Below are 19,198 nucleotides of genomic sequence, written 5' to 3'. Positions count from 1 at the left end.
ATGAAAATGATTCTAGGTGCTTATGTTTTTGTAATATTAATACTTATTGCTTTTATAAGTATATTAAGTTACGGATATGGCGTGGGTTATGTTTACATATATTGGCGTGAAATTCAGATACAAACCAATATTTGGGTGTTATTTATTTTTTTAGCAGTTCTGAGTTTATGTTTACAACTGATTGGTATTGTATTTAAACGATATTTAAACAGAGAAAAGCGTAAATCTGAAACGATTATAGAGTTTAATAATTTACATCCTTATGAACAGTTAGCTGTAATTTGGTTATTAGATGCAGCAGAGGATCGTAAGGAGTTTATTCAGCAAGTTTTTGCACAATCAAGCTTGTTAAATAGTGTGGTAAATTCACAGATTTATATTATGCAAGGTGGATATTCTGAAGCCTTGACTGCATTAAATGACTCAAATATTATGGCTTTTGAGTTGGCTGAAATACAACGTATTCAAATATATTTAGCTCAAAATGAATATGAAAAAGCTTTAACGCATTTAGACTTTTTGAGTCAGCATGAGTTATCTCCATGGTTAAAAGAAATTGAATTAACTTATAAAAACAGATTAACGTATTTATGGGGAGAGTTTGCTACACAGTCTCCATGGCTATACTTACATACAAAGTCTTTTGGTGATTTGTGTGAAGATAAAAAGCAACAATGGTTGAAACAAATATTGTCACAATTTGATCAAGCGACATTCAATGATTTGGATGCACTTAGGCAACGTTATGCTCGGTTAAAAGAAGATTTACAAAGTCGCTCGTATGAAGTGAGAGTACTTTGGTTAAAAGTTCTTGCTCGACTCTCTGACATGAGTGAAGAATATGAGAACTTAGCATTACAATTGCTTAATGAAAAATTCAGTTCTGATGTATTTTATTTATGGTTTCAGCTTCAAATGCTTAGACAAAATCCAGATTATGTGTATGTAGAACAGAAAATAAATCAGTGGGAAGATCGTTATCCATTTATGCCAATATTTAGCTTTGTTAAATGGTACTTATATATGGCAACAGATCGTGAAAATGAAGCTGAAGAGTTATTAAGTTTATATCCAGATGATGTATTAATGAATTATTTACGAGTTAAATCTAAACTTAAGCATCAAGAAGATTTAGTTCAGTTGTTAAATACAATATTTGAAAGTAATTCAAACTACTTAGAAATAAAAATTTAGGTTTTTTATTATGAATAATATACAGAATTTATATTTATATAAGCAGGATGTTGCTTGGGGGGATATGGATGCATTTGGACATGTAAATAATGTTATTTATTATCGCTATGTTGAAAGTGCGCGTATTGATTATTTAAATCAAATTGGTATTTTGAATTATCCAATTCATATTGTTGTTGCATCTAGTCAATGTAAATATTTAAGCCCAGTTGTTTATCCTGATACTTTGCAGATTAAAGTGAGTATAAATGAAATTAGAAGTAGTGGATTTAGTATGGGTTATACCATTTGGAGCGAATCTCAGCAAAAAGTTGTTGCTGAATCTGAGGCAGTTATTGTATGTGTTAGCCAAGATAATATGGCAAAAACCCCAATACCAAATGAATTAAAAGAAAAATTATTTTTGCTAAAAAGATAATATGATAGTATTTTATAAACTTATTCTGTAATAACCAGAACGTATTTTGAAATATATTTTTTATTAAAATAGAATATAATTAGAAAGTTAGCTGGTATATTATATTACATAAATTATATAAATTTTATTTTGGAGTTGAAGTGATGCCAGATATTAGTAATTTATCTGTTGAAGAGTTAAAACGTTTACAGCTTGAAGCAGAGGCTTTAATTGCCTCTAAAAAAGATCAAGCAATTGAAGATGCATATAACCAAATTACACAAATTGCTGAAAATGTTGGTTTAAGTGTTGATCAAATTATGGAATTTGGTCTTTCTAAGCGTAAAAAAGGTTCTCGTAAAGCTGTAGAGCCAAGATACCGCAGTAAAGCAAATGAAGCCGACACTTGGACTGGACGTGGTAAACAACCTCGTTGGTTGGTTGCTGAGTTAGAAAAAGGTGCTAAATTGGAAGACTTCTTAATTTAAATTTCATTATATTGAAACTTAAATTGTCTTTAATTAAAAAACCAAGTTATTTAACTTGGTTTTTTGTTACTTGGGCTTTATAGGAGATAAAAAAAATGCATAATAATTGAGGTAAGGCTTAATAATGATGTAATAAAAATTAAATAGGACGAGTTGTGGGTAAAGATGATAAAAAAAGCAAAATATATGTCATGGTTGATTTTTGTTGTAATTACTTTTTTAATTTTTGTAGTTTTACAAATTCCTGCTTCATGGCTGGTCGCTAAATTTTATAAAAATAATAATAGCTTACATAATGTTTTCGGAAATTTTTGGAGTGGTCAAGCAGATTGGCAAAATGGGCAATTAAGAGGAACAATTACTTGGGATTATCGTCCTTTAGATCTATTGCTGTTGAAAGTAGCAGCGAATACTGAAATTAGAACGGGCACTACACAGTTAAATGGTATTGTTGGATACCAATTTGGAAATATAACAGCTCAATCCGTGAAAGGCAGTATTGCTCCTGAAACTTTAAGTACTTTACAGGCATGGCAGTGGCCGAATACTCGAATTCAAGTTAATCATCTAAATCTGAAATATAATAAATCTTCTGGTTTTGAAAGCGCCAATGGTGATTTTCAGTGGGGTGGTGGGGAGCTTATTTACCATTATTTAGAACGACAAGAAAAAATGAATGTACCTTCATTAAAGGGGAGTTTTGTTAGTGATAATGGAAAATTAATTCTTGATGTTCGAGATCAGCGTGACCAAAAGTTGGCTTATTTAGCATTAGATGCTGCTTTTATGCTAGATACCCAGTTGACGCAACGACTTCTCATGAATGTTCAGAGTTATGATGGAAAGGCATCCATGGATACGTATGTGATTAGTATTCGACAACCTCTTATTACAGGAGGTTTTTGATGAGCGCTTTACGTAACAAAATCGAACAAATTCAATTTGATAAATTTAATAGAATTACACCGTTTATTTTAGTTTTATGTATTGTTTACCTTTGCTGGAAGCTGGCAAGTTTGTTTTGGTTGATTCTTGCACCACCACAAGCAATACAACTTACACCTGTTGTTTTGGGATCTAAGCAAGTTCCTGTACCAAATATTACTTCTTTTGCTTTATTTTCAGAGGTGAATAATAGCGCAGATCAGAACTTGAATATGACTTTGCAAGGTGTAGTGGTTGGTAGTAATAATCAACTTTCTTCTGCAGTGATTAAGTTAAATGAAATTTCTGAAAATTACCGAGTTGGAGATGTTATTGATGGTACATCTTACCAATTGGCAGAAGTTTATTGGGATCGAGTCATTCTAATAAATAATGCTGGTGGTCGAAGAGAACTAAAATTTATGGGAATTGAAAATGGGTTGTATCAACCTCTGATTCCTGATGGCTCATCACAAAGTCACGAAAATCAAGCAGAGCAAAGAATTCATCAAGCAGGGAAAAATTTACAAGAGACTAAAGATGGATATTTGAAAGAAATGGGGGCAGGTACCTCAAATGAAAATGGTTATGAAATTACACAGAATGTTTCGAGTGCTTTAAAAAGTAAATTAAGATTACAAACAGGTGATATTGTGCTTTCTTTGAATGGACAGTCTTTAGATGGTAGTAAAACAGAAATGGAGTTGCTTGAACTTGCTAAAAGTTCAGGACAAGTTAAATTAGAAGTGAAGCGTGGTGATCAAATCATTACCATACAACAAGATCTTAAGTGATTGAAGTCACTTTAAGAGTAGGAATAATAAAAACGTATGGCTTTTATAATTAATAGAATGCATTTGGCTGCATTTGCATTAGCTCCTCTAGTTTCAATTGTTAGTTCAGCGACATATGCACAGACTTGGAAAATTAATTTAAGAGATGCAGATTTAACTGCATTTATTAATGAAGTTGCCGATATTACAGGGAAGAATTTTGCAGTTGATCCACGTGTGCGAGGGAATGTAACTGTTATTTCAAATAAGCCTTTAAATAAAGCCGAAGTTTATGACTTATTTCTAGGTGTGTTGAATGTGAATGGCGTGGTTGCGGTTCCTTCTGGGAATACCATTAAAATTATGCCTGATAGTAATGTTAAAAGTTCAGGTATTCCTTACGATTCTAAGCAACATGCACGTGGTGACCAAATTGTAACACGTGTAATTTGGCTTGATAATACAAATGCAAATGACCTTATTCCTGCGTTAAGACCATTAATGCCACAATATGCACATTTATCTGCGGTTGCTGGAACCAATGCAGTTATTGTGTCAGATCGAGCAAATAATATTGCTCAATTAGAGAGTATTATTCGGAACTTAGATGGTACGGGAAAAAATGATATTGAAGCTATCTCTCTCCATTCTAGCCAAGCTGAAGAAATTATTAAACTACTTGAGACCATGAGCTCAACAGGGGCATCAAAGGATTTAGCAGGTTCTCGTATTCGTATACTTGCAGATAGTCGTACGAATAGAATTTTATTAAAAGGTGATGTTTCAACACGCAAACGAATTCGTCAAACTATTGAAATGTTGGATGTGCCACCAGCAGATCGTTTAAATGGTTTAAAAGTGTTTCGTTTAAAGTATGCTAGTGCTAAAAATTTATCGGAAATTTTACAAGGTTTAGTGACAGGGAAGGCTGTTAATTCTACTGATTCACATCAAAATAATCATAACCAAAATCCTATAAGCTCAATTATCTCTGGTGATAATCAAAATTCATCAGGTATTACAACGCCAACAATTAATTTGAATTCGAATTCAAATAATCAAGATCAAAAAAATATTAGTAGTTTTAATGCGAATGGTGTCAGTATTATTGCAGATAGTTCGCAAAACTCGTTGGTCGTAAAAGCAGAACCTCAGTTAATGCGAGAGATTGAATCTGCTATTCAGCAATTGGATATTCGTAGACAACAGGTCCTTATAGAAGCAGCGATTATTGAAATTTCCGGCAATGACACTGACCAGCTTGGTGTGCAATGGGCATTGGGTAATATTAATAATGGTATTGGTGTTGTTAATTTTAATAATATCGGTTCGAGTTTAGCATCGCTGACAGCTGGTTATTTAACGAATGGTGCGGCGGGACTTGCTTCAGGTATTGCAAGTGGTGGTGGAAGTTTTGGATTAGGTAAAGTTAGAACGGATGCTGATGGCAATGTAAGAGAAGCATATGGTGCGTTAATACAAGCAATTAAGAACAATACAAGATCCAATCTATTATCAACCCCATCTATTGTTACTATGGATAATGAAGAAGCTTATATTGTAGTTGGGCAAAACGTACCATTTGTCACAGGGTCGGTTTCTACGCAAGGCGGAACAGCAAATCCATATACTTCTATTCAACGTAAAGATGTTGGTGTAACTTTAAAGGTTACTCCTCATATTGGAGAAGGTGGTAGTGTTCGCTTAGAAGTGGAACAAGAGGTTTCTGCTGTTGAAGAAAATCGTGGGCAAGCTCAAGATCTGGTTACAAGTAAACGTGCTATTAAAACATCGATTTTAGCTGAGCATGGGCAAACCATCGTATTAGGTGGCTTAATTACTGATAATGCAAGTTATGGAAATCAATCAGTACCGGGTTTAGGGTCTATTCCTGTATTGGGTAGACTATTTCGTTCTGATGCGAAAAAAAGTGAAAAGAGAAATTTATTAGTATTTATTCATCCTACTATTGTGGGGCATGATCAAAGTACTCAGGAACTTTCTCAGCAAAGATATAACCAATTATATAGTTTGCAATTGGCCATGGATAAAGATGGTAGCTTTGCTAAATTACCTGAAAAAGTTGATGATATATATCAACAAAGATTACCTGTTTCATCCTCAAAACCAGTGCCTGTTAAATCATTTCAGACACTTCCATCTGGAGGGGTAACACCAATTCAAAATACTAATGCTGACAAAATGAGTGATTGAGAAGCGAATAGAGTAAAAGACATTTTTATAAAGTACGATAAAAAATTGATTGAAAATGCGTAGACATGAAAATTTCCATGTCATGGTATGATGTTTATAAATCACATTAGAGAGCTTCTTATGACTTGGAAATTACAAGCCATTGCAGATGAATTGGCTGGACAAGAAATCTTAATTGAACGTGATATGTTGATTGGTCGACATCAATCAGCAGACTTAGTTTTGCAGTCGGCTGAAATATCACGTAAACATGCAGCATTTTTGTTAAAAGAAGATGCTTTATGGATACAAGATTTAGGGTCATCTAATGGAACTTTTGTTAATGATGTTCAGATTAATGTTGAAACTCCCTTAAAGAGTGGTGATTCAATTGGGTTTGCAAGTCTAAAATTTTTAGTTACTCAAAATATTGTGCCTATAACGCCAGTTTCTGCATTTGGATCGAGTATAGAGTTACAACCAGGTACTGTTGCAACAGAGGAGCCTGGGGCACCAGTGGTTGAATTGAAGGTTCAGGAAGAAGTTGTAGAATCTAAAGAACAAGAAGAGCCAAAAACAATTGCTGAGAAAATGAATGATCAGGGTATGCCTGAGCTAACTGAACGAGATGCAACTGTGAAGTTAACAAAAGAGGGAATGCCGCAAGGTATTTCAATACCTAAGCCAGCTCCAATTCCTGAAGGTGTGGATATTACAGCAGTAAAACCTGAGCCAGTTTCAATTCCAGTTGAGCAACCAATTTCTAGGGTAGATCAAGAAAAAGAAGCACAAAAAAATGCCTCAGTTGGCTTGATTACTGTTATTGTTCTGATTATTGTGGCAATTATTGCTTGGCTTTTATTCAAGTAAAATATCTTTAACTTGCAATGAGGCATGCAATAGCATGCCTTTTTGTTTATGCGGTGGAATATACATGTCAATTGCTCAGTTAGATACGCGTCAGGTTGTTCTGTTTGATTTAGATGGTACATTGGTGGATTCAGCATCAGATTTGTATCGTGCAATGAATATGAGTCTGAATGTGCTTAATTTCCCTTTTGTTACAGAAGAACAAGTGCGTAATTGGGTGGGAAAGGGAACCTCTATTTTTTGCCACAGTGTTTTAGAATATTTAACAGCGGGTAATGTAGATCCTGCTGAACATCAGAGATTGTTAGATACTTTTTTAAATATTTATAATGCTGAGCCATGTGTAGATACAAAACCATTTGCAGGAATTATAGAGTTTTTACAATGGGGTAAAGCACAGGGCAAAACTTTGGTATGTGTGACAAATAAGCCAGAACAGCCTGCAAGAGAGATTCTTGATGTTTTGGATATGACACAATATTTTGATGATGTCATTGGTGGTGATCGCTTTACAGAGCGTAAGCCTCATCCGAGTCAATTACTTTATTGTGTTGACCATTATCAAGTAAAAAAAGAACAAATATTAATGATTGGCGATTCGGTTAATGATGTTGAGGCAGCACGACGAGCGGATATTGATTGTGTTGTTGTAAGCTATGGTTATAATCATGGTGAAAATATTTTAAATTGCCAGCCTCAGCAAGTGGTTGATAATTTGGTAGAATTGTTGAAATAAAAGTGCTTAATAAAGGAATATTGTGATGAGAATGTGTGTGGTTTTTCGATGGCGATGCTCAGTTAAATAAGTATTGAAATATAGAGCATTGATATTGAAAAAATTTAGAGAAGATGACCATGACAACACAAACTCAATTTACCTGTTTAAAAGATGCAGGCTATAACTTAATCCCTGTTTACCGTACACGTTTAGCAGATACTGAAACACCACTTTCTGTATTTGCTCGAATTAAGGAGCATAAACAGGCATATTTATTTGAGTCTGTAGAGGGAGGGGAAAACTGGGCACGTTATTCCATTATTGGTTTAGGTGAATCAACAGTTTTTTCTTGTAATGAGGGTACCTTAACAATTCAGCACGCAGATAACACAATAGAAAAGCAACAGTGTAGCGATCCTTTTCAGTTTATTCGAAACTTTCAATCACAATATAAAGTTCCAACTCAACAAGACTTACCAGCCTTACCAAGCTTTACAGGAGGCTTGGTAGGTTACTTTGGTTACGATGCTGTACGTTATATAGAACCAAAACTAAAAAATGTTCCAGAAGCAGATCCTGTGGGCTTACCTGATATTTGGATGATGCTATCTAAAACAGTTATTGTTTTTGATAACTTAAAAGACACTTTGTTCTTAATAGTGCATGCAGATGTAAAAGATACGCTTGCATATGAGAAAGCGCAGCAACAGTTGGATGAGCTTGAAGAACTACTGGCAACGCCAATGAGTTTAAAGGCGAAAAAACATAGTGCACCTCATTTTGAATCATTAACAGGTAAAGACAAGTTTTTAGAGTCTATAGAAACAGTAAAAGAGTATATTCGTGCAGGCGATGTTATGCAGGTTGTTCCTGGTCATCGTATGGTGTCAGATTTTGATGGTGAGCCATTGCAAGTTTATCGAGCATTGCGACATTTAAATCCATCGCCATATTTGTTCTTAGTACAAGGGCAGACTTTAGAGAATGATGAGCCATTTCATATTGTCGGTTCTTCACCAGAAATTTTATCGCGTTTAGAAAATGGTATAGCTACTGTCCGTCCTCTTGCAGGTACAAGACCACGTGGTAAAACCAAAGAAGAAGATTTGGCTTTAGAAAAAGATTTACTTTCTGATGAGAAAGAAATTGCAGAACATCTCATGCTTATAGATTTAGGGCGAAATGATGTTGGTCGTGTTGCAAAAATCGGAAAAGTACAAGTGACTGATCAAATGGTAGTCGAGCGATATTCTCACGTGATGCATATTGTTTCGAATGTGCAAGGGGAAGTAAGAGATGATATTGATGCTTTGGATGTTTTTAAAGCAACTTTCCCAGCAGGAACACTTTCAGGTGCACCAAAAATACGAGCAATGGAAATTATTGACGAAGTTGAACCTGTAAAACGAGGAATTTTTGGTGGAGCTGTTGGTTATTTAGGCTGGCATGGCGAAATGGACATGTGTATTGCGATTCGAACCTGTGTAATTCGTCAAAATAAAGTATTTGTTCAGGCTGGAGCGGGACTGGTTGCTGACTCAAATCCTGAATCTGAGTGGCAAGAAACGCAAATAAAAGCTCGCGCAGTGATCAAAGCGGTTGAATTATCATCAAATGGATTAAATTTATGAGTTTTTCGCGTTTTTTTTGAAAAAAACACTTGCACAGATTTTTCTTTTTGCTAAACTGCACACCGTTCCGATACGAAACGTACGAAACACTAAGAAAGAGCCGGCATAGCTCAGTTGGTAGAGCAACTGACTTGTAATCAGTAGGTCCACAGTTCGAATCCGTGTGCCGGCACCATCTTAGAGAGTTTGAGTAGTAAAGTGAAGAACAACACTGAAAGTTAAGTGTGAAATGGTGAGATTCCCGAGCGGTCAAAGGGAGCAGACTGTAACTCTGCCACGAAAGTTTCGAAGGTTCGAATCCTTCTCTCACCACCAATTTCTACACTCATAAGTGTTAATACCAGCGTTGTGCGGGAGTAGCTCAGTTGGTAGAGCGGCAGCCTTCCAAGCTGCATGTCGCGAGTTCGACCCTCGTCTCCCGCTCCATTGAAGCGTTGATATTTGCTCTTATAGCTCAGTGGTAGAGCACTCCCTTGGTAAGGGAGAGGTCTCGAGTTCAAATCTCGATAAGAGCTCCAGATTACAGTATAGCAACTTTGTTGCAATAGATTTCAGAAAGCAGGCTAATTAGTCTGCTTTTTAAGTATTGGGTGTCTAGTTTTTTAGGCGATATGTCGAGGCTGAGTTTTACTCAGGATTGTGTTCGACGTAAACGAGGAAGATGAAACATGGCTAAGGCTAAGTTTGAACGTAATAAGCCACACGTTAACGTGGGCACAATTGGTCACGTTGACCATGGTAAAACTACTTTAACAGCTGCAATCGCAACTGTTTGTGCGAAGAAATTCGGTGGTGAAGCTAAAGACTACGCTGCAATCGACTCTGCACCAGAAGAAAAAGCACGTGGTATTACAATTAATACTTCACACGTAGAATACGATTCTCCAACTCGTCACTACGCTCACGTAGACTGCCCAGGACACGCCGATTATGTTAAAAACATGATCACTGGTGCTGCTCAAATGGACGGTGCGATCCTTGTATGTGCTGCGACTGATGGTCCAATGCCACAAACTCGTGAACACATCCTTCTTTCTCGCCAAGTAGGTGTACCATACATCGTTGTATTCTTAAACAAATGCGACCTTGTTGATGACGAAGAATTACTTGAATTAGTAGAAATGGAAGTTCGTGAACTTCTTTCTACTTATGACTTCCCAGGTGATGACACTCCAGTTATCCGTGGTTCTGCTCTTGCTGCACTTAACGGTGAAGCTGGTCAGTTTGGCGAAGACGCAGTTGTTGCTCTTGTTGAAGCGCTTGATTCTTACATTCCAGAGCCAGAGCGTGCTATCGACCAAGCATTCTTAATGCCAATCGAAGACGTATTCTCTATCTCAGGTCGTGGTACAGTTGTAACTGGCCGTGTTGAGACTGGTATCGTTAAAGTAGGCGAAGAAGTTGAAATCGTTGGTATTAAAGATACAGTTAAAACAACTGTAACTGGCGTAGAAATGTTCCGTAAACTTCTTGACGAAGGTCGTGCGGGCGAGAACTGTGGTGTTCTTCTACGTGGTACTAAACGTGAAGACGTTCAACGTGGTCAAGTACTTGCTAAACCAGGTGCAATCAAACCGCATACTAAATTCGACGCAGAAGTATATGTACTTTCTAAAGAAGAAGGTGGTCGTCATACTCCATTCCTTAACGGTTACCGTCCACAGTTCTACTTCCGTACAACTGACGTAACTGGTGCTATCTCTCTTAAAGATGGCGTAGAAATGGTTATGCCTGGTGACAACGTAGAAATGTCAGTAGAATTAATCCACCCAATCGCAATGGACGCTGGTTTACGCTTCGCGATCCGTGAAGGTGGTCGTACAGTTGGTGCTGGTGTAGTTGCTAAAGTAATTGCATAATATCGCTGTAAAAAATATTAAATCGGAAATTTAGGTTTCCGATTTATTTTATAGGCTAGTAGTTCAATTGGTAGAGCGTCGGTCTCCAAAACCGAATGTTGGGGGTTCGAGTCCCTCCTGGCCTGCCAAATTTAAAAAAAAGCTTGATGCTTGCTAAATTGATCATATAATAAGTCGCGAGTTCTACGACGAGTACAAAAATGTCGAATGATAAATCGCGTGACGCAAAAAGCGACGCGCCAATCCCTCAAAGAAATAATTCAGCTGAAGTAGTGAACTCTGGTTCTCCGTTAGATTACATCTATTGGATTATTGCGATCGCTTTATTAGTGGGAGCAATGTTTACAAATCAGTATTTACCAGCTTATTGGGCACCTGCAAATGATTTGTGGGTTCGGGTAGGGGTAATTTTGGCTTGTATCGTAGTGGCTTTAGGTTTATTATACGCCACCCATCAAGGTAAAAGCTTTGTACGTTTGCTAAAAGATTCACGTATTGAACTACGTCGAGTTACTTGGCCAACGAAGCAAGAAACAGTATCTACATCATGGCAAGTGCTTGTTGTTGTAGTGATTGCATCATTGGTTTTATGGTGTTTTGACTCTGTTTTAGGCTGGGCAATTAAGTTGATTATCGGATAAGAGAGCTATGAAACGTTGGTACATTATTCATGCCTATTCAGGTTATGAAAAACAAGTGTTGCGCTCACTTAATGATCGAATCCAGCGTAGCGCTGTTGCTGATAGTTTTGGTGAAGTCCTTGTTCCTACTGAAGAAGTAGTTGAAATGAAGGATGGAAAAAAGCGTAAATCAGAGCGTAAATTCTTTCCTGGCTATGTGTTAGTCGAGATGGAAATGAACGATGAAACTTGGCATATCGTTAAAGAATGTCCAAAAGTTTTAGGTTTTATTGGTGGCACGGCTGAAAAACCTGCACCAATTACGCAAAAAGAAGCAGATGCTATTCTTGCGCGTGTACACAATAAAGGTGAAGCACCTCGTCCTAAGACGATGTTTGAACCTGGTGAAGAATTATTGGTTATTGACGGTCCATTCACAGACTTTAAAGGTGTGGTGGAAGAAGTTCAGTACGAAAAGTCTCGTTTAACGTTGACTATTAATGTATTTAACCGACCAACTCAGGTTGAATTGGAATTTCGTCAAGTCGAAAAATCAATTTAATTGGGATTGGTTGATAAAGCCTGACTTTTTATTAAGTCGGGCATTGTTGTTGTAACGGTATCGTTACTTGTAAATATTGGGGAGCCTTAATCGGCGTTTGTACCCAGAGGTAATTAAAATGGCTAAGAAGATTGACGGCTATATCAAGCTGCAAGTTCCAGCTGGTAAAGCAAATCCATCTCCACCAATTGGTCCTGCACTAGGTCAACGTGGTGTTAACATCATGGCATTCTGTAAAGAATTCAATGCTGCTACACAAAAAGTTGAAGCTGGTCTTCCAATTCCAGTAGTGATCACTGTGTACAACGACAAGTCGTTCACATTCATCATGAAAACTCCACCTGCTGCTGTTCTTCTTAAGAAAGCTGCTGGTATTTCTAAGGGTTCAGCTGTACCTAACAAAACTAAAGTTGGTAAGTTGACTCGTGCTCAATTAGAAGAGATCGCGACTACTAAAGAACCAGATTTAACTGGTGCTGATTTAGACGCACGTGTTCGTACCATCGCTGGTTCTGCACGTTCTATGGGCTTGGAAGTGGAGCTATAAGACATGGCAAAGTTAACTAAACGTCAAAAAGCCATTGCTGCTGCTGTTGAAGCGCAAAAAGTTTATACTTTAGAAGAAGCAGTACAAGTTCTTAACAGCCTTCCTGCTGCTAAATTCAAAGAATCTTTGGATGTAGCTGTAAACTTAGGTGTTGATCCTCGTAAATCTGACCAAGTAGTTCGTGGTGCAACTACACTTCCTGCAGGTACTGGTAAAACTGTACGTGTAGCTGTGTTTGCTCAAGGTGCTGCTGCTGAAGCTGCTAAAGCTGAAGGCGCTGACGTAGTTGGTTTCGAAGATCTTGCTGAAAGCATTCAAGCTGGTAACCTTGACTTTGACGTAGTAATTGCTGCTCCAGATGCAATGCGCGTTGTTGGTAAATTAGGTACTATTCTTGGTCCACGTGGTTTAATGCCAAACCCTAAAGTGGGTACTGTAACTCCTGACGTTGCTACTGCAGTTAAAAATGCAAAAGCTGGTCAAGCACGTTACCGTGTAGACAAAGCTGGTATTATCCACGCTGCGATTGGTCAAGTAGGTTTTACTGCTGAAGCTATTCGTCAAAACGTTGAAGCTCTTGTAGCTGACCTTAAGAAAGCAAAACCTGCTACTTCTAAAGGTGTTTACATTAAAAAGATCACTCTAAGCTCTACTATGGGTCCTGGTTTGATCGTTGATGTTCAAAACGTTTCTAACTAAGTTTAACTTAGACAGAATTTTAAAGCCCTGAGTAACTTTTAAAGCACTGCTTTAAAAGTTATGCAAGAGACGCTATGTCGTATTTTGCAAACTTAGGCAAACTTTGAATTGATAAATGAAAATTTATCAGCGTCAAAGACCTCGGGCGAGGGCGGTTTTATATGTTCTCTTAAAATTCCAGTCCGAGTAGACGCGGTGGTGTGATTTTGTTCCTCCTCCGCGTGTAAATCAAGAAGTTGATTTACGAATTGGGAGTGTGCTTCGCGTAAGCACATAAATCACCGTTAGGAGGTTTTACAATGGCTCTTCTTATCGAAGACAAAAAACAGATCGTAGCTGAGGTAACTGAAGTTGCTTCTACTGCGTATGCTGCTGTTGTTGCTGACTATCAAGGTTTAACTGTAGAGCAATTAACTACTCTACGTGTTGAAGCTCGTAAACTAGGTGTTGCTACTCGCGTAGTTCGTAACACTTTGGCTAAACGTGCTCTTCAAGATACTCAATTCAGTATTTTGAATGACAACCTTGTTGGCCCAACAATCTTAGCTTTCTCAACTTCTGAAGATGACATGGGCGCTGCTGCTCGTTTGTTTGAAGAATTTGCTAAAACTAACAAAGCATTTGAACTTAAAGCTGCTGCATTTGACGGTAAAGTGTATCAAGGTGCTGAAGTTAGCGTTATCGCGAACCTTCCAAACCAAGAAAAAGCACTTACTATGCTTGCAAGCGTTCTTCAAGCTCCTATTTCGAAATTGGGTCGCTTACTTACAGCACTCAACGAGAAAAACGAGTCAGAAGCTGCTTAAGCTTAAACTTACACACACATCATTCAATCCCCATTTGGAGTTATTCTCATGGCTTTAACTAACGAAGAAATCTTAAACGCAGTTGCTGAAAAAACTGTTCTTGAACTTGTTGAACTTATTTCTGCATTCGAAGAAAAATTCAACGTATCTGCTGCTGCTGTAGCTGTTGCCGCTGCTCCTGGCGCTGCTGCTGCTGCTGAAGAACAATCAGAATTCAACGTTGAGTTGACTTCTTTCGGTGCTAACAAAGTTGCTGTAATTAAAGCAGTTCGTGAAGCTACTGGTCTTGGTCTTAAAGAAGCTAAAGATCTTGTTGAAAGCGCTCCTTCAGTTCTTAAAGAAGCTGTTTCTAAAGAAGAAGGCGAAGAACTTAAGAAAAAACTTGAAGAAGCTGGTGCTACAGTTACACTTAAGTAATCTTAAGGGGAGTCGATTTTTTATAATCGACTCCAAAAAATGGCTGATGGCTCTTGGGTCATCAGCCTTTTTGCGTTACAATAATCGGCTCGATTTTTGTTTGTTGTGATCTAAAAACCAACAAATTAAAATAAAGATAATAATCAAACGCTTACCAATATTTTTCCATATTCGAAAATATTGCTAAGCGTTTTAATACCACTAAAAATTGCAGCATTTGTAAAAGTGGTGGCCATATCGGCCTGCGTAATTCCTTCTAAGTCCGTTCTGCAGGCGGGCTTGGTTACACTTTCCGAGGACTCCAGATGGCATACTCATATACCGAAAAGAAACGGATCCGTAAGAATTTTGGTAAATTGCCTAGCGTTATGGATGCTCCGTACCTGCTCGCGATTCAAGTCGACTCGTACAGAACATTCTTACAAGATGGCAAATCACCAAAAAACCGCGAAGATATCGGTCTCCAAGCCGCATTTCGTTCAGTTTTTCCTATTGAAAGTTATTCTGGCAATGCTGCTTTAGAATTTGTTGAGTATAGTCTTGGTAAGCCTGAGTTTGATGTACGCGAATGTATTCTTCGTGGCTCAACTTATGCTGCACCAATGCGTGTAAAAATTCGTTTGATCCTAAAAGATCGTGAAACGAAATCAATTAAAGATGTACGTGAGCAAGAAGTTTACATGGGCGAAATGCCTCTGATGACTGATAACGGTACATTTGTAATTAACGGTACTGAGCGTGTAATTGTATCTCAATTACATCGTTCACCAGGTGTGTTCTTCGACCACGATAAAGGTAAAACGCACTCAAGTGGTAAAGTACTTTATTCTGCTCGTATCATTCCTTACCGTGGTTCATGGTTAGACTTTGAATTTGATGCGAAAGATCTCGTATACGTACGTATTGACCGTCGTCGTAAGTTATTAGCGACAGTTATTTTACGTGCTTTAGGTTATAACGATGAGCAAATTTTAGATTTGTTCTACGAAAAAGTACCTGTATACCTAGATATGGGTAGTTATCAAATTGACCTTGTGCCTGAACGCCTGCGTGGCGAAATGGCTCAATTCGACATCACAGACAATGAAGGTAAAGTGATTGTTGAGCAAGGTAAACGTATTAATGCACGTCATGTACGTCAAATGGAAGCTGCTGGCTTAGAAAAGCTTTCAGTTCCTGATGAATACTTATATGAACGTATTACAGCGGAAAATCTTACTTTACGCGATGGTGAAGTAATTGCTGCAAATACAGTATTAAGCCATGACGTAATGGTGAAAATTGCTGAAGGTGGCATTAAAGAATTTAATATTCTATTTACGAATGATATTGATCGTGGTTCATTCATTGCTGATTCATTACGTGCAGATACGACAACTGGTCGTGAAGAAGCACTTGTAGAAATCTACAAAGTAATGCGCCCAGGTGAGCCACCAACAAAAGAAGCAGCTGAGAACTTATTTAACAACTTATTCTTCTCTTCAGAACGTTATGACTTATCACCGGTAGGTCGTATGAAGTTCAACCGTCGTTTAGGTCGTCCTTACGAAGTTGGTACAGATCAGAAGTCACGTGAAGTTGAAGGTATTCTTTCAAACGAAGATATTACTGATGTATTAAAAACATTAGTTGAAATTCGTAACGGTAAAGGTGAAGTCGATGATATCGATCACTTGGGTAACCGTCGTGTACGTTCTGTTGGTGAAATGACAGAAAACCAATTCCGTGTTGGTCTTGTACGTGTTGAACGTGCTGTTAAAGAGCGTTTAAGCCAAGCTGAAACTGATAACTTGTCTCCGCAAGATTTAATCAATGCGAAGCCAGTTGCTGCTGCAATTAAAGAATTCTTTGGTTCAAGCCAGTTATCTCAGTTTATGGACCAAAATAACCCATTATCTGAAATTACACACAAACGTCGTGTTTCAGCACTTGGGCCTGGTGGCTTGACACGTGAGCGTGCGGGCTTTGAAGTACGTGACGTACATCAAACTCACTATGGTCGTGTATGTCCAATTGAGACTCCTGAGGGACCAAACATTGGTTTGATCAACTCTCTTTCTGTGTATGCAAAATGTAATAATTTTGGTTTCTTAGAAACACCATACCGCAGAGTTGTTAATGGTCGTGTAACTGATGATGTTGAATATTTATCTGCAATTGAAGAAGTAGGTACTGTAATTGCACAGGCCGATTCTGCAATGGATAAAGATGGCAATTTAATCGAAGAAGTTGTATCTGTTCGTCATCAAGGCGAATTCGTACGTATGCCACCAGAAAAAGTGACACATATGGATGTATCTGCTCAGCAGGTTGTATCTGTAGCGGCATCACTTATTCCATTCCTTGAACACGATGATGCGAACCGTGCATTAATGGGTTCAAACATGCAACGTCAGGCTGTTCCTACGTTAATCGCTGATAAACCACTTGTTGGTACAGGTATGGAAGCGAACGTAGCACATGACTCTGGTGTATGTGTGATCGCGAAACGTGGTGGACGTATTGAGTTTGTAGACGCTTCTCGTGTTGTTATTCGTGTAAACGAAGATGAAATGATCGCGGGTGAAGCGGGTGTAGATATCTACAACTTAATCAAATATACACGTTCAAACCAAAATACTTGTATTAACCAAAAAGTTCTTGTGAACTTGGGTGATAAAGTTGGTCGTGGTGACGTTCTTGCTGATGGTCCATCTACTGATGGTGGTGAATTAGCACTTGGTCAAAACATGCGCGTAGCATTCATGACTTGGAACGGTTATAACTACGAAGACTCGATTTTATTATCTGAACGTGTTCTTCAAGAAGATCGTTTGACTTCGATTCATATTCAAGAATTGTCATGTGTAGCACGTGATACTAAGTTAGGTGCAGAAGAAATTACTGCCGATATTCCTAACGTAGGTGAAGCTGCGCTTTCTAAACTTGATGAGTCAGGTATCGTTTACATTGGTGCTGAAGTTACTGCTGGTGACATCCTTGTAGGTAAAGTAACGCCTAAAGGTGAAACGCAGTTAACACCAGAAGAAAAATTGTTACGTGCAATTTTTGGTGAAAAAGCTGCTGACGTTAAAGATTCATCTTTACGCGTATCTTCAGGTGTTAAAGGTACTGTAATTGACGTTCAAGTGTTTACACGTGATGGTCTAGAAAAAGATGATCGTGCTCAAGCAATTGAAAAAGCTCAATTAGATGCTTACCGTAAAGATTTGAAAGAAGAATTCAAAATCTTTGAAGAGGCTGCACGTGAACGTATTGTTCGCTTGTTGAAAGGTCAAGAATCTAACGGTGGTGGTTCTACTAAACGTGGTGACAAACTTACTGAAGATTTGTTATCTGGTTTAGAACTTGTTGATTTACTTGACATTCAACCAAGTGATGAAGCAATCGCTGAACGCTTAACTCAAATTCAAGTATTCTTGAAAGAGAAGAGCCAAGAGATTGATGAGAAATTTGCAGAGAAAAAACGCAAACTTTCTACAGGTGATGAATTAACAACTGGCGTGTTGAAAGTTGTTAAAGTTTACTTAGCTGTAAAACGTCGTATCCAACCTGGTGATAAGATGGCGGGTCGTCACGGTAACAAGGGTGTTGTATCTAACATCTTACCAGTCGAAGACATGCCACATGATGCAAACGGTGTACCTGTTGATGTTGTACTTAACCCACTGGGTGTACCATCACGTATGAACGTGGGTCAGATTCTAGAAACTCACTTAGGTATGGCTGCAAAAGGTCTTGGCGATAAGATTGACAAGATGATGAAAGAACAGCGTACCGTACTTGAGCTTCGTGAATTCTTAGACAAGATTTACAACAAAGTTGGTGGCGAGCAAGAAGATCTTGATAGCTTAACTGATCAAGAAATTTTAACGCTTTCTGGTAACTTACGAGCTGGTGTTCCTTTAGCAACTCCGGTATTCGATGGTGCTGAAGAATCACAAATCAAAGATTTACTAGAACTTGGTGGCATTTCACGTACTGGTCAAACTATTCTTTATGATGGTCGTACAGGTGAACAATTCGACCGTCCAGTAACTGTAGGTTACATGTACATGTTGAAGCTTAACCACTTGGTTGATGACAAAATGCATGCTCGTTCTACAGGTTCTTATTCTCTTGTAACGCAACAGCCGCTTGGTGGTAAAGCACAATTCGGTGGTCAGCGTTTCGGTGAGATGGAGGTTTGGGCACTTGAAGCATATGGCGCAGCTTATACACTTCAAGAAATGCTTACAGTTAAGTCGGATGACGTTGAAGGTCGTACTCGTATCTATAAGAACATTGTAGATGGTAACCATTATATGGACCCAGGTATGCCTGAATCGTTCAACGTATTGACTAAAGAGATCCGTTCTTTAGGTATCAACATTGAACTGAAAAATGGTGACTAAGAAATCTCTCCCAACCCCTCTTTAAGAAAGAGGGGAGGAAGTCTCCCTTCGTAAAAGGGAGATTTAGGGGGGATTCTTGGGATTCCTAATTCAGTCAAAAAACAAT

General features: G+C 38.0%; 17 protein-coding genes and 5 tRNA genes. All 22 read left to right on the top strand.

Annotated features, from left to right (window positions below):
• The 22 genes from AOY20_RS02865 to rpoB all read left to right on the top strand — a co-directional run bounded on the left by AOY20_RS02865 (position 1) and on the right by rpoB (position 19,092).
• On the top strand, positions 1-1,194 hold the full coding sequence (locus AOY20_RS02865) for a hypothetical protein (RefSeq protein WP_054580466.1): 1,194 nt from the start codon (positions 1-3) through the stop codon (positions 1,192-1,194).
• Positions 1,195-1,204: 10 nt separating this feature from the next.
• On the top strand, positions 1,205-1,612 hold the full coding sequence (locus AOY20_RS02860; RefSeq protein WP_054580465.1) for an acyl-CoA thioesterase: 408 nt from the start codon (positions 1,205-1,207) through the stop codon (positions 1,610-1,612).
• Positions 1,613-1,752: 140 nt separating this feature from the next.
• Positions 1,753-2,079: an H-NS histone family protein gene (locus AOY20_RS02855; protein ID WP_054580464.1), complete on the top strand. Its 327-nt coding sequence runs from the start codon at positions 1,753-1,755 to the stop codon at positions 2,077-2,079.
• Positions 2,080-2,244: 165 nt separating this feature from the next.
• Positions 2,245-2,985, top strand: a complete 741-nt coding sequence (gspN, locus tag AOY20_RS02850; RefSeq protein WP_054580463.1) for a type II secretion system protein N — start codon at positions 2,245-2,247, stop codon at positions 2,983-2,985.
• The gene (locus AOY20_RS02845) at positions 2,985-3,797 is read left to right on the top strand and encodes a type II secretion system protein N (protein ID WP_054580462.1); all 813 of its coding nucleotides are present in this window, start codon (positions 2,985-2,987) and stop codon (positions 3,795-3,797) included. The genes gspN and AOY20_RS02845 overlap by 1 nt, the downstream gene beginning before the upstream one ends.
• A gap of 36 nt (positions 3,798-3,833) precedes the next feature.
• On the top strand, positions 3,834-5,990 hold the full coding sequence (gene gspD / locus AOY20_RS02840; RefSeq protein WP_081403346.1) for a type II secretion system secretin GspD: 2,157 nt from the start codon (positions 3,834-3,836) through the stop codon (positions 5,988-5,990).
• Positions 5,991-6,110: 120 nt separating this feature from the next.
• Entirely contained in the window at positions 6,111-6,839 is a 729-nt protein-coding gene (locus AOY20_RS02835) for an FHA domain-containing protein (RefSeq protein ID WP_054580461.1), read from the top strand.
• A gap of 64 nt (positions 6,840-6,903) precedes the next feature.
• A complete protein-coding gene (locus AOY20_RS02830; protein WP_054580460.1) occupies positions 6,904-7,575 on the top strand; it encodes a phosphoglycolate phosphatase in 672 nt (223 codons plus the stop codon).
• A gap of 119 nt (positions 7,576-7,694) precedes the next feature.
• A complete protein-coding gene (gene trpE / locus AOY20_RS02825) occupies positions 7,695-9,188 on the top strand; it encodes an anthranilate synthase component I (RefSeq protein ID WP_054580459.1) in 1,494 nt (497 codons plus the stop codon).
• 99 nt (positions 9,189-9,287) lie between these two features.
• Positions 9,288-9,363 (top strand) — tRNA-Thr (locus AOY20_RS02820).
• 56 nt (positions 9,364-9,419) lie between these two features.
• A tRNA-Tyr gene (locus tag AOY20_RS02815) sits at positions 9,420-9,503 on the top strand.
• A 35-nt stretch (positions 9,504-9,538) separates the two neighbouring features.
• Positions 9,539-9,614 (top strand) — tRNA-Gly (locus tag AOY20_RS02810).
• 17 nt (positions 9,615-9,631) lie between these two features.
• Positions 9,632-9,706: transfer RNA gene (locus tag AOY20_RS02805), tRNA-Thr, on the top strand.
• A gap of 150 nt (positions 9,707-9,856) precedes the next feature.
• On the top strand, positions 9,857-11,047 hold the full coding sequence (gene tuf, locus AOY20_RS02800) for an elongation factor Tu (RefSeq protein WP_054580458.1): 1,191 nt from the start codon (positions 9,857-9,859) through the stop codon (positions 11,045-11,047).
• 52 nt (positions 11,048-11,099) lie between these two features.
• Positions 11,100-11,175: transfer RNA gene (locus AOY20_RS02795), tRNA-Trp, on the top strand.
• Between the two features lie 72 nt (positions 11,176-11,247).
• Positions 11,248-11,688 (top strand): preprotein translocase subunit SecE, encoded by a 441-nt coding sequence (gene secE / locus AOY20_RS02790; RefSeq protein WP_054580457.1) that lies wholly within the window; start codon positions 11,248-11,250, stop codon positions 11,686-11,688.
• 7 nt (positions 11,689-11,695) lie between these two features.
• On the top strand, positions 11,696-12,229 hold the full coding sequence (gene nusG, locus AOY20_RS02785) for a transcription termination/antitermination protein NusG (RefSeq protein WP_054580456.1): 534 nt from the start codon (positions 11,696-11,698) through the stop codon (positions 12,227-12,229).
• Between the two features lie 118 nt (positions 12,230-12,347).
• Positions 12,348-12,776 carry a 50S ribosomal protein L11 gene (gene rplK, locus AOY20_RS02780; RefSeq protein ID WP_004650656.1) on the top strand — a complete coding sequence of 143 codons (429 nt, stop codon included), beginning with the start codon at positions 12,348-12,350 and terminating at the stop codon, positions 12,774-12,776.
• Between the two features lie 3 nt (positions 12,777-12,779).
• Positions 12,780-13,475 (top strand): 50S ribosomal protein L1, encoded by a 696-nt coding sequence (gene rplA / locus AOY20_RS02775; protein WP_054580455.1) that lies wholly within the window; start codon positions 12,780-12,782, stop codon positions 13,473-13,475.
• Positions 13,476-13,774: 299 nt separating this feature from the next.
• Positions 13,775-14,281: a 50S ribosomal protein L10 gene (gene rplJ / locus AOY20_RS02770; RefSeq protein WP_054580454.1), complete on the top strand. Its 507-nt coding sequence runs from the start codon at positions 13,775-13,777 to the stop codon at positions 14,279-14,281.
• A gap of 48 nt (positions 14,282-14,329) precedes the next feature.
• Entirely contained in the window at positions 14,330-14,698 is a 369-nt protein-coding gene (rplL, locus tag AOY20_RS02765; RefSeq protein ID WP_054580453.1) for a 50S ribosomal protein L7/L12, read from the top strand.
• Positions 14,699-15,003: 305 nt separating this feature from the next.
• Positions 15,004-19,092 carry a DNA-directed RNA polymerase subunit beta gene (gene rpoB / locus AOY20_RS02760; protein WP_054580452.1) on the top strand — a complete coding sequence of 1,363 codons (4,089 nt, stop codon included), beginning with the start codon at positions 15,004-15,006 and terminating at the stop codon, positions 19,090-19,092.
• Positions 19,093-19,198: the final 106 nt, after the last annotated feature.

Source organism: Acinetobacter equi (assembly GCF_001307195.1).
Taxonomy (GTDB): Bacteria; Pseudomonadota; Gammaproteobacteria; order Pseudomonadales; family Moraxellaceae; genus Acinetobacter; species Acinetobacter equi.
This window is presented reverse-complemented; position numbering and strand designations above follow the sequence as displayed.